The following is an 11,131-nucleotide window of genomic DNA, read 5'->3' as shown; positions in this document are numbered from 1 at the left end:
AGCGACTAGCAAGTTGCGAAGCAATGTCTGGCTCCTGAAAAGCGAAGCGTCTGGCTCCGACCAGCGACGCAGTCGAGTCTCACCGCTTTCTAATCCGCAACTTCATTCTGCTCTTCATCATCAGCAGGCGCCCTTCTCTTGATGATAACAGCCAGGATAATACCCAATTCAAACAACAACCACATAGGTACTGCCAACAGAGTTTGCGAGATAACATCCGGAGGCGTCAGTAACATCCCAAGAACAAAGCAACCGACAATGACGTAGGCACGTTTCGCTCTGAGACTCTGAACGTCGGTTATACCACTCCAGACCAACAGTAACGTTGCAATGGGAATTTCGAAGACGACTCCGAAGGCAAAGAAGATCTTGAGAACAAAGTTAAGATAACTACTGATATCAGTCATTACCGCTACATTTTCGGGTCCTACACTGGTGAAGAAACCGAAAATCAGTGGAAAAACCACAAAGTACGCAAACGCGATGCCTGAATAGAACAACACAATACTGGACGCCAACAAAGGAACGGCCAGTCGCTTCTCATGCTTATACAGCCCTGGAGAGATAAACCCCCACACCTGGTGCAGGATAAGCGGCATCGCCAGAAAAATTGACAGTACCAGCGTCAGCTTGAACGGCGCAAAAAACGGCGATGTAACATCGGTCGCGATCATACTGGTGCCTTCCGGCAGCAGTGCGGTTAAAGGCGCAGAAACGATTTCGTAGAGGTTATTAGCAAAATAGAACAGGCAGAGGAACAGAATCAGGATCGCCAGCAGTGCCCGCATCAGGCGACTGCGCAACTCTACCAGATGGGAGACAATAGGCTGCTCCTGATCATCCTCTGAATGGGTCTGGTTAGGGTCTATCATCGGCCTTGGTATTTTCCTGTTCAGGCGGCACTTCGGAAGTCTGCGGCTTTTCCGCCTGATCCGACTTATCTTCTACAGCGGTAGTGTCGGCAGTTTTGGGGGCATGAGTGGATGAGTCTTCAGATGAGGGACGACGCATCTCATCAAGTTCACGGTCAAGCTCTTCCTGCTTCATGACAATCTGACGTTTCATCTCATCCAGACGAAGTTCTTCACTTATCTCAGACTGTATACTGCCCAGGGTACGCTTTGCTTTACTCACCCAGAGACCGACGGTGCGAATAGCAACCGGAAGCTTTTCCGGCCCCAGCACTACCAGACCGACCACAGCGATTATCAGCAGCTCAGCAAAACCGATATCAAACATCTACAGTTACCTGTCGGTTACTTATCAGCTTTTGGCTCGTCTTTCGCTTGCTCTTTTGCTTCAGTTTTATCTGTTTCAGCAAAGTCGGCATCATTTTCCAGCTTTTTCTCTTCCTCTTTAGGCTCGTCATTCATCGCTTTCTTAAAGCCCTTGACTGCACCACCCAGATCACCACCCAGATTGCGCAGTTTCTTGGTGCCAAACAGCAGTACAACGATTACTAAAAGAATAGCCAACTGCCACAGACTAATACCACCTAACATATTATCGTTCTCCGATTGACTACATGGGAGGAGCTTCTCCGCACGTTAAGTTATGCTTCTTTGTTCCAGATTACTCATTTTATCATTTATCTGGAACCGCTTTAAAACTACTTTTTCTCAGTCCGGGATGCTTTCTCTTCCAGACCTGACATATCAAAGCGACTGGCAAGCTCATTTACCACGGCTTCCGGACGGACCCCCAAGTGAGAGAGCGCAACCAGCGTATGAAACCACAGATCGGCTGTTTCATAGACAACATCGCGGGTATCGCCATTTAACTCTGCATCTTTTGCGGCAATAATCGTTTCCGTTGCTTCTTCACCGACTTTTTCCAGAATTTTGTTCAGCCCTTTCGCATGCAGGCTGGCGACATAAGACTTTTCAGCCGTCGCCGCTTTACGCTGCTCAAGAATATCGCCCAACTGTGTCAGTACATCACTCATAATAAGGCCTTACTTATCGTAAATCGTATCGGGGTCTTTCAGAACGGGTTCAACCGCAACCCACTCCCCCTCTTTAAGGGTTTTAAAAAAGCAGTGTTCGCGACCGGTATGACAGGCAATACCACCTAACTGCTCTACACTGAGCAGAATGACATCATTATCGCAATCAAGGCGGATGTCATGCAGCACCTGTACGTGACCTGACTCTTCCCCTTTGCGCCATAGTTTCTGCCGCGACCGGGACCAGTATATAGCCCGGTTTTCCTGGACCGTCAGCGCCAGCGCCTCGCGATTCATCCAGGCGACCATCAACACTCTGCCCGTAATATGATCCTGGGCGATTGCCGGTACCAGCCCATCACTATTCCACTTAACCTGGTCTAACCATAACTCTGACATATCAATATTCTTCAAAATCTAAGCAGGCAAGGATACCCGATCCCCTGCAACACTACTATCCCCGGAAAATGGGAGGCGGCAAGAGTAATTGTTTATTGTTTCACTTCAGTGACGGAGCAGCAATACCGTAGCAGAAACACCCAACAGCCAGCTTATAGCCGGCAGATCCCGGACGACAAATAGCGGGTCATCTACCGAGAGCCCGACGGCAGCGATGAGGCACAGCAGACCAATCCAGCGCCCTTTCTGACTGCGTTGCTGCTGCAGCTCTTGCCGCGCCACGCTCAGCGCGAGCATATCCCGCCGCCGGTTATCATCCAGGCCCTTCAACTGATTCAGGGCATCATAAGCCATCTGCGGCAGGTGAGGCATTTTATCCAGCCAGTCCGGGGCTTGCTGCTTCATCGAACGGTAGACCGCTTTTGGCCCCATTCGTTCTTTCATCCAGCGCTCCAGGAACGGCTGTCCGGTTTGCCAAAGGTCCAGCTCCGGATACAGCTGACGCCCCAACCCCTCAATGTTCAGCAGAGTCTTCTGTAACAGCACCAACTGCGGCTGCACCTCCATATTGAAACGCCGGGCGGTCTGGAATAATCCCATCAGCACCATGCCGAAAGAGATATCCTTCAGCGGTTTTTCAAAGATCGGTTCGCAAACACTGCGAATAGCTGTTTCGAATGCCTGTACATTGGTATCCGCGGGTACCCAGCCGGAATCAATATGCAGTTGCGCAACCTGACGGTAGTCTCGCTGAAAAAATGCCAGAAAGTTACGCGCCAGATAATTTTGATCTTCCGGTGAAAGAGAACCGACAATACCGAAATCTACGGCTAGATATTGTGGCGCTGAAGGATTTTCCCGGGAGACAAAAATATTGCCCGGGTGCATATCCGCATGGAAGAAACTGTCACGAAAGACCTGCGTGAAAAATATCTCCACACCCTGCTCTGCCAGTTTCTTCATATCAGTATTCTGGGCTTTCAGCTGCTCTATATCAGCCACCGGAATACCGTGAATCCGCTCCATCACCAGGACATTCTGCCGGGTCAGATCCCAATAGATCTCAGGAACATATAATATAGGGGAGTTGTCAAAATTACGCCTGATCTGAGAGCCGTTAGCAGCCTCTTTACGCAGATCCAGTTCATCAAAGATGGTATTTTCATAGTCGGCGACCACCTCTACCGGCTTCAGCCTGCGGCCTTCGACCCAGAGAGCCTGAACCAGCTGGGCGATGGTATACAACACCGCCATATCTTTACGGATCGTTTTGTCGATGCCCGGGCGGATGACTTTAACCACCACCTCTTCACCGTTATATAACAGTGCCTCATGCACCTGTGCGACCGATGCGGATGCCATTGGCGTTGCATTAAACTCGGCAAAGATCTCGGCTACCGGGGCGCCCAGCGCACGCTCAATCAAGCGCTGAGAATAGGCTCCCTCAAAAGGAGGTACCTGATCCTGTAGTTTTTTCAGCTCCAGTGCCAAGTCATCGGATAACAGGTCACGTCGGGTGGAAAGCATCTGACCAAACTTAATAAACACCGGGCCCAGCTCTTCCAGCGCCAGACGTAAACGCTGTCCCTGCGAGCGGGAACCCACAGGAATAAAATAACGCCACAGCATCAGCTTTAATAGCAGGCGGGCATACCAACGCAGGTTGATCTGTTCAAAAAGGGTATCAAGCCGGTATTTCGCAAAAACCCGTGCAATCTTGAAAATTCGGAGTAAACGTCGCACCGCTGTTATGTTCCGTGGTCAGTTGTTCTGGAGTGAGGCAGGCATATTGCCCACTTCGACACTCAAGGTAAAGAGCTGCATCATACCGGAGTACACAAGGTTAACCCAGCTCAATACGATTTCGCCCCAGGCTCTTGGCTGCATAAAGCGCTTTATCTGCCCGACCGAACACCTCCTCAACAAAGTCATCGGCCTGTACCTCAGCCACACCAGCCGAGAGGGTAATATTGACTGGCTCGCCATGAAAGTTAAAAGGACTGCGTTCAACTGCATGACGGATTTTTTCTACGGCAGTGACCGCCTGCTCCGCAGCTGTCCCCGGCATCAGAATAACAAATTCTTCGCCGCCATAACGGGAGACAAAATCGGTGGACCGGCACTGTCGGGTAAGAATCGTGGCCACCAGACGCAATACTTTATCTCCCGCCTGGTGACCATAAGAATCATTGATCCGTTTAAAGAGATCCAGATCAACAACGGCGATCGAAAACACCTGTCCATAACGCTTCCAGCGCTCAAACTCAGAGGCGATCTGTTGATCATATCCGGCTCGGTTCGGCAGCGAGGTCAATGAATCTGTCAGCGCTTTATGACGCTCAGCTTCTATATGCCCTTTCATCTGCTGCGTCTGCGCTTCCATCTGCTCAAGGCGATTCTGGAGCTGCAGATAGCGCTCATGAAGCCGCTTTTCCCGGTTTTCCTCTTTCTGTTTAAACAGGTCCACTGACTTCACAATGCTCTGTAGCTGTGATGACACATTACTCTTCAGCTGATGCAGATCCTTTGACTCCTGCATCGCCTGCTGAATTGCCTGCACATCGTGATGGATCCCACTACTCAGCAACGCCGTCTCTTCATTCAGCTGTCCCTCTTGCTGACTCTCTTCAACGTAGGCCTGCACCTCTGCCAGCTGCCCGGTAAGGTTTAACAGATAATCTTCGAAATCCTCACTACTATAAGAACTCAACCGGGCCATCAGCCCGACAAGATCCTGAATAATCGCTGGCAGGGTGATCAGCGATATACCCGCTTCTATTCTGCTGACTAACTCCCGCGCCAGAGACATATCCCCCTGAGGAATATGCAGGCCGGACATCAGGCTAAGTAGCTCAGAAGCTATCTTTTGTAACAGCTCTTCATCTTCATGCCCCAGCTCTGCAAGAATTCCGTGTTGACGTTCGCCAATAAAATCGTCTGTCAGGAGAGGCGCCTGGAGGGAAACCAGGTCGTTAATCAGGGAGGAAACATAAGACGTCTGTCCCACAAAGGGAACCATCGTCTTTTCAATCTCACTCAGCCGCTCATTACTGAGATCGGTGGTCAGATTCAGGCGTAGCTGATATATCCACTTTTGCAGCCCTTGCACCAGTGCGTTGCGCTGCTTCTGCTGCTCAAGATCCAGTCCGCGAAGCTGCTTTTCAACCAGACTGACGGTATCGGGCTGACCGGTTTTATCTGCTTTAATCTGTTCACATAGCGTTTTTAATGACCGGTCCAGCGACTCTGACTGTCCATCAAGTGCTACTGCCATCTGACAAATAAGACGCACAAGAGGCTGCTCATCAAGTTGAGCCTGTAGCAGATCCACCTCTTCTGAAAGGATTTTGTAACGCTCTTTCCAGTCGTCCTGTTCCATCAATTACACCTATGAACCGGTCAGTCACTAAATATCAAAGGTCAATTTTATGCCAATACAGGGTATACAAGCTATAGACTCTCCCTTGGGCATTACCCAATACGCAATAAAAAAGCCGCTAAATGCGGCTTTTTTGATCTAACTTACTGTTACTGTGCATTGCGTTCCTGCTCAATAAGATACTCGGCCACTTTAAGCATCCCGGCATGCCCTCCGGCCTTATCCGCAGTAATGCGGTATTTGCCGTTCACAATCAGGGTTGGTACGCTCTGAATACCATAGCCTTTCAGCTTTGAGGCGCCCTGATTCATACGCATATTGACGGCGAAAGACTGGTTCATTTTGACGAACTTATCCTTATCCACACCCAGGTCTGCATAGTAATCAGCCAGGTCGTCAAAACTGCTAAACCGGCGCCGCTCTTTATGCAGCGCAGTAAAGGTTGCCTGATGGGTTTTATCAAGATCATTGAGAATCTCAGAAGCGTAATACGCCCGGGCTAAGGGTTCCCATGAGCGGGAAAAAACCACGGGCACCCGCGCAAAATCAACATCCATCGGCAATTTTTTTGTCCAGCTGTGCAGTAATGGCTCAAACCGGGCGCAATGTGGACAGAGATAACCAAAAGCCTCCACGACTTCAACTTTAGTTTTGTCAGCGGTCGGAACCGGCATAGCAATCACGTCATAGTTTACGCCGGCCTTATATTCCTCAGCCTGTGCGATGACGGCAGTCAGCGTTATTAACAATCCGATAGCGAGTTTTCTAAACATATCCGTCTCCAACCTTTCAGAAAATCAGTCTTATAAGACCGGCCAATATGCGTCAAGTTCAGCCCTGGCGCAAATATTTTTGCCAATAAAAAAGGCAGCTTACGCTGCCTTCCCTGACTCAGAGCTGAATATTAATTCAGACCCTGGATATAACTTGCAACCGCCTGGATCTCTTTATCGCTCAGTTTCGCGGCGATAGTCGTCATCATACCCTGAGGATCGTTATTACGGGCACCCGTGCGGAAATTCTTCAGCTGAGTCTCAACGTACTGAGCATGCTGACCACCGACCAGCGGGTAACCTGCGGTCTCAATACCCTGACCCTGGGCACCATGACAGGCAGTACATGCCGCAACACCTTTAGATGCGATACCGGCACGATAGATTTTCTCACCGGCTTCTACCAGATCAGCTTTAGCTGCGCCAATCTGTATGGACTTGGAAGAGTAATAAGCAGCAATATCAGCCAGATCCTCATCGTTCAGGTTGGTCAGCAGGCCTGTCATTTCAACAACCGTACGGCTGCCTGCTTTGATATCCTGCAACTGCTTCAGCAGGTAGCTTTCATTCTGGCCCGCCAGTTTAGGGAAGTTTCCGACAGCACTGTTGCCATCAGCTCCGTGACAAGCACCGCAGATTGCGGTTTTACCCTGTCCTGCAGCAGCATCTCCCGCCGCATGTGCAACACTTATGATACTCACGCTTGCCAGTATGGCGATCAGTAGTTTATTCATCGACTAACCCAGACTCTTGCTATAGATTGCTAACGGTTTCTGCCACAATCTGAATCTAATCAGATTGAAACAGGGCGACCTAACCAACTCCCGGGCTGGTGTAATATTACAGCCACAGGTAGAATTCCGGCGGAATTATAACCTAATATCCATACAAACTGGAACGATAAATGTCTGTATTTACAGGCTGATAGGCAAAAAGTATATGTCTTTACCCCAAATTCAGTACCATCTGACGCGTTTTAATACCAGCGCAAGCAAGCTGAGTCAGTGTCCCGAGGACACCGGAGCAGAGGTTGCATTTGCAGGCCGTTCCAATGCCGGTAAGTCCAGTGCTATCAACACACTGACCAACGCAAAGCTGGCCCGGACCAGTAAAACACCGGGCCGGACTCAGCTGATTAATTTCTTCGATACCAATGTGGAAGGCGTCCGCATCGTTGATCTGCCAGGCTATGGTTATGCCAAAGTCCCTATCGCCATGAAGGAGCACTGGCAGAAACATCTGGATGATTACCTGCAGAACCGTGAGTGTCTTCGCGGGGTTGTTTTGATGGTGGATATTCGCCACCCCCTGAAAGAGTTTGATCAGATGATGATTCAGTGGTGCAACGAGGCGGGAATGCCTTTGCACATTCTGCTGACTAAAGCCGATAAACTGAATCGCGGCGCGGCACAGAATGCACTGTTAAAAATGAAGCAGCTACTGGATGTAAAAAACAATCCGCTGCTGACGATTCAGTCATTCTCCGCGCTGAAAACAACCGGAGTCGAGCAGTTACGCGAACATCTCAACCGCTGGCTGTTAGAGGACGATGAAGCACAGCAGGACGCTGAATAGTCGTCAAACCGGAGCCATAAAAAAAGCTCCCGGAATCATCAAGGGGGAACCATTTGATTTCGAGAGCATTAAAGGCATACTTGTTTTCGTATGCTTCATTTATCATGAGAGCCTCCCAGGCATGGGCTTGTCGCTGCATCTGTATCAGATGCAGGAGTATAAGTATGACTCCCACATCCATAAGATTAGTTCAGCGCTGAAAAGTTCGCCAACCGGCCACGGCCAAACGACCAGAGGTGACTGAATCAGTGCGCCTCATCCCAGTTATTCCCGACACCCGCTTCCACCAGCAGCGGCACATCCAGCGTGGCAGCCGACTGCATCAGTTCCACCAGTTGATCAGTCACCTTCTCAAGCTGAGCTTCCGGCACCTCCAGAATCAGTTCATCGTGTACCTGCATGATCATTCGGGCCCCCGTATCGCTGCTCTGTAACCAGCTATCCACCTTCACCATCGCTTTCTTAATAATATCCGCAGCAGTTCCCTGCATCGGCGCATTAATGGCGGTGCGTTCGGCGGCCTGACGGCGCATACCGTTACTGGCTTTTATTTCCGGCAGATACAGCCGTCGACCAAACAACGTTTCCACATATCCCTTTTCCGCCGCCTGAGCACGGATATCATCCATGTAACGCTGCACACCCGGATAGGTATCGAAATAATGATTTATGTAGGTTTGCGCTTCATTCCGGCCGATGCCCAGTTGCTTAGCCAGACCAAAGGCTGACATACCGTAGATCAGGCCAAAATTAATCGCTTTAGCACTGCGGCGCTGATCCGCGGTTACTTTTTCCAGCTCCACACCAAACACCTCCGCTGCAGTCGCTTTATGGACATCCTCACCATGGGCGAAAGCATTCAGCAAGCCTTTATCCTGCGACAGGTGCGCCATGATCCGCAGCTCGATCTGTGAGTAATCCGCCGCCACCAGCTTATACCCTTCAGGGGCGACAAATGCCTGCCGGATACGGCGCCCCTCAGTGGAGCGAATCGGAATATTCTGCAGGTTAGGGTCCGATGAAGAGAGACGCCCGGTCGCCGTCACCGCCTGATGGTATGAAGTATGTATCCGACCGGTGGCCGGATTGATCATCTGCGGCAACTTATCGGTATAGGTGCTCTTCAGCTTGCTCAGGCTGCGGTGTTCGATAATCACCTTCGGCAGCGGATAATCCAGTGCCAGTTCCTGAAGCACCTCTTCTGCGGTGGAGGGTGCGCCTTTCGGGGTTTTCTTAATCACCGGCAGCTTCTGCTGCTCGAACAGGATCTCCTGCAGCTGCTTGGGTGAACTCAGGTTAAAAGGCCCTCCCGCCAACTCATGGGCTTGCTTCTCCAGCTCAACCAGCCGCTCCCCGTGCTCCCGGCTTTGAATGGCCAGCTGCGTTGCATCAACCATAGCGCCCTGTTGTTCCATGCGGGCCAGCACCTGAATCAGCGGTAGTTCGATATCAGAAAAGACTCCCTGCAATACCGGATCCTGTTCCAGCCGGGCGCTGAGCACCTGATGCAGACGCAGGGTTATATCTGCGTCCTCTGCCGCATAAGGCGCCGCCTGCTCCATCTCGATCTGATTAAAGGTCAGCTGCTTCTTACCCTTGCCGGCGATCGTTTCAAACTTAACGGTTTTCACCCCCAGATAAAAATCCGCCAGGTCATCCATATTATGTCGTGAGGCCGTAGAGTTCAGCGCATAGGATTCCAGCATGGTATCGAACGCGACACCTTTCAACTCAATCCCATAGCGGGCCAATACGTTCATATCGTATTTAATATGCTGGCCCACTTTTTTATGGGATTCACTCTCCAGTAAAGGCTTGAGCTGCGCCAGCACCGCATTCCGATCCAACTGGGCAGGCGCACCCATATAGTCATGGGCTACCGGCAGATAAGCGGCCTTACCCGCCTCGACAGAAAAAGACAGGCCGATCAGGTTCGCCTCCATGTAATTGAGACTATCGGTTTCCGTATCGAAGGCAAACAGCTCTGCAGCCTCAAGCACCTTAAGCCAGCGATCAAAGTCATCCTGATTAAGAATGGTTTCATAGATAATCTCATCGGGCAGCTGAGATTCATTCTCTATCATTCTCGCACCGTCAGCGGCAGCCGCATCCAACTCGCTGATCCAGCTACGAAACTCACTTTGCTTGAACAGTTCCAGCAATTGATCGTTATCGGCCACCGGCACCGGAATGTCTTCTATGCCACAGTCGAGCTCAAGATCGGTTTTAATCGTTGCCAGCAGGTAGGACAGTTCAGCAGCCTCGCGATTCTCCTCCAGCTTCTTCGCCATCGTCTTTGAACCACGAAAGCCCAGCGCCGCAATTTTATCCAGATTATCATACAGGTCGCTGATACCACCGATCCCCTGCAACAGCGCCAGCGCAGTCTTCTCTCCCACTCCCGGCACACCGGGGATGTTATCGACCTTATCCCCCACCAGCGCCAGATAATCGATAATCAGCTCCGGCGGAATACCAAATTTCTCATTGATCCCATCAATATCCATATGGCTATCATTCATGGTGTTGATCAGGGTGACATGCTTATCCACCAGCTGCGCCATATCCTTATCGCCGGTGGATATAATCGTATCCAGCCCTTTAGCACTCGCCTCCCGGGCCAGGGTACCGATCACATCATCGGCCTCGACGCCCTCAACGGAGATCAGTGGAAATCCCATCGCCCGGACAATATTGTGGATCGGCTCTATCTGGGTACGCAGATCATCCGGCATCGGCGGACGATGGGACTTATATTCCGCATAAATCTCATCGCGAAACGTTTTCCCCTTGGCATCAAACACCACAGCAACCGGACTTTCCGGGTATTGTTTGATCAGGCTGCGTAACATACTGGTGACCAGCCGCACGGCACCGGTTGGCACCCCCTCAGAGGTGCGCATATCGGCTTGCTGGGAAGCGAAAAATGCCCGGTACAGGTATGAGGAGCCATCGACTAATATAATAGGAGAAGTATTTGCGGTCATGGTATTGCAGTCATTGTCCGTCAGGAGATATGGTTATCGGGTTTGGTGCCCGGAAGGATCATCATATTAGATT

11 protein-coding genes are annotated in these 11,131 nt (G+C 50.7%); 1 reads left to right on the top strand and 10 read right to left on the bottom strand.

All coding sequences use genetic code 11. The features are described 5' to 3' along the window. Window positions 1–89: 89 nt before the first annotated feature. From tatC to KDX31_19505, 9 genes are all read right to left on the bottom strand, one after another. Window positions 90–872 carry a twin-arginine translocase subunit TatC gene (tatC, locus tag KDX31_19545; protein ID UTW03473.1) on the bottom strand — a complete coding sequence of 261 codons (783 nt, stop codon included), beginning with the start codon at window positions 870–872 and terminating at the stop codon, window positions 90–92. After that, window positions 859–1,239, bottom strand: coding sequence for a twin-arginine translocase subunit TatB (gene tatB / locus KDX31_19540; protein ID UTW03472.1), 381 nt, complete (start codon window positions 1,237–1,239; stop codon window positions 859–861). Before tatB ends, tatC begins: the two co-directional genes overlap by 14 nt. Window positions 1,240–1,256: 17 nt before the next feature. Further along, window positions 1,257–1,502 (bottom strand): Sec-independent protein translocase subunit TatA, encoded by a 246-nt coding sequence (gene tatA, locus KDX31_19535; protein ID UTW03471.1) that lies wholly within the window; start codon window positions 1,500–1,502, stop codon window positions 1,257–1,259. Between the two features lie 107 nt (window positions 1,503–1,609). Continuing rightward, window positions 1,610–1,945: a phosphoribosyl-ATP diphosphatase gene (locus tag KDX31_19530; protein UTW03470.1), complete on the bottom strand. Its 336-nt coding sequence runs from the start codon at window positions 1,943–1,945 to the stop codon at window positions 1,610–1,612. Between the two features lie 9 nt (window positions 1,946–1,954). Then, complete coding sequence (gene hisI / locus KDX31_19525) at window positions 1,955–2,344, bottom strand: phosphoribosyl-AMP cyclohydrolase (protein ID UTW03469.1); 390 nt, start codon at window positions 2,342–2,344, stop codon at window positions 1,955–1,957. 105 nt (window positions 2,345–2,449) lie between these two features. After that, window positions 2,450–4,087 carry a ubiquinone biosynthesis regulatory protein kinase UbiB gene (gene ubiB, locus KDX31_19520; GenBank protein UTW03468.1) on the bottom strand — a complete coding sequence of 546 codons (1,638 nt, stop codon included), beginning with the start codon at window positions 4,085–4,087 and terminating at the stop codon, window positions 2,450–2,452. 100 nt (window positions 4,088–4,187) lie between these two features. Then, window positions 4,188–5,723: a diguanylate cyclase gene (locus tag KDX31_19515; protein UTW03467.1), complete on the bottom strand. Its 1,536-nt coding sequence runs from the start codon at window positions 5,721–5,723 to the stop codon at window positions 4,188–4,190. 149 nt (window positions 5,724–5,872) lie between these two features. Beyond that, complete coding sequence (locus tag KDX31_19510; GenBank protein UTW03466.1) at window positions 5,873–6,496, bottom strand: thiol:disulfide interchange protein DsbA/DsbL; 624 nt, start codon at window positions 6,494–6,496, stop codon at window positions 5,873–5,875. Between the two features lie 131 nt (window positions 6,497–6,627). After that, the gene (locus tag KDX31_19505; protein ID UTW03465.1) at window positions 6,628–7,230 is read right to left on the bottom strand and encodes a cytochrome c4; all 603 of its coding nucleotides are present in this window, start codon (window positions 7,228–7,230) and stop codon (window positions 6,628–6,630) included. A 205-nt stretch (window positions 7,231–7,435) separates the two neighbouring features. Here KDX31_19505 and KDX31_19500 point away from each other — a divergent pair, with 205 nt between their 5' ends. Beyond that, window positions 7,436–8,071, top strand: coding sequence for a YihA family ribosome biogenesis GTP-binding protein (locus KDX31_19500; protein ID UTW03464.1), 636 nt, complete (start codon window positions 7,436–7,438; stop codon window positions 8,069–8,071). A gap of 245 nt (window positions 8,072–8,316) precedes the next feature. On the opposite strand, the gene polA is transcribed toward KDX31_19500, so the two are convergent. Further along, entirely contained in the window at window positions 8,317–11,058 is a 2,742-nt protein-coding gene (gene polA / locus KDX31_19495) for a DNA polymerase I (protein UTW03463.1), read from the bottom strand. Between the last annotated feature and the right edge of the window lie 73 nt (window positions 11,059–11,131).

Origin of the sequence: Amphritea atlantica (assembly GCA_024397875.1) — a bacterium.
Classification (GTDB): Bacteria; Pseudomonadota; Gammaproteobacteria; order Pseudomonadales; family Balneatricaceae; genus Amphritea; species Amphritea atlantica_B.
The sequence above is the reverse complement of the archived record's forward strand: the minus strand, read 5'-3'. Positions and strand labels throughout refer to the sequence as shown.

Excerpts from the sequence above, each read along its gene's own strand:
- tatC (UTW03473.1), bottom strand. The coding sequence starts at position 872 with ATGATAGACCCTAACCAGACCCATTCAGAGGATGATCAGGAGCAGCCT.
- tatB (UTW03472.1), bottom strand. The coding sequence starts at position 1,239 with ATGTTTGATATCGGTTTTGCTGAGCTGCTGATAATCGCTGTGGTCGGT.
- tatA (UTW03471.1), bottom strand. The coding sequence starts at position 1,502 with ATGTTAGGTGGTATTAGTCTGTGGCAGTTGGCTATTCTTTTAGTAATC.
- KDX31_19530 (UTW03470.1), bottom strand. The coding sequence starts at position 1,945 with ATGAGTGATGTACTGACACAGTTGGGCGATATTCTTGAGCAGCGTAAA.
- hisI (UTW03469.1), bottom strand. The coding sequence starts at position 2,344 with ATGTCAGAGTTATGGTTAGACCAGGTTAAGTGGAATAGTGATGGGCTG.
- KDX31_19515 (UTW03467.1), bottom strand. The coding sequence starts at position 5,723 with ATGGAACAGGACGACTGGAAAGAGCGTTACAAAATCCTTTCAGAAGAG.
- KDX31_19510 (UTW03466.1), bottom strand. The coding sequence starts at position 6,496 with ATGTTTAGAAAACTCGCTATCGGATTGTTAATAACGCTGACTGCCGTC.
- KDX31_19505 (UTW03465.1), bottom strand. The coding sequence starts at position 7,230 with ATGAATAAACTACTGATCGCCATACTGGCAAGCGTGAGTATCATAAGT.
- KDX31_19500 (UTW03464.1), top strand. The coding sequence starts at position 7,436 with ATGTCTTTACCCCAAATTCAGTACCATCTGACGCGTTTTAATACCAGC.
- polA (UTW03463.1), bottom strand. The coding sequence starts at position 11,058 with ATGACCGCAAATACTTCTCCTATTATATTAGTCGATGGCTCCTCATAC.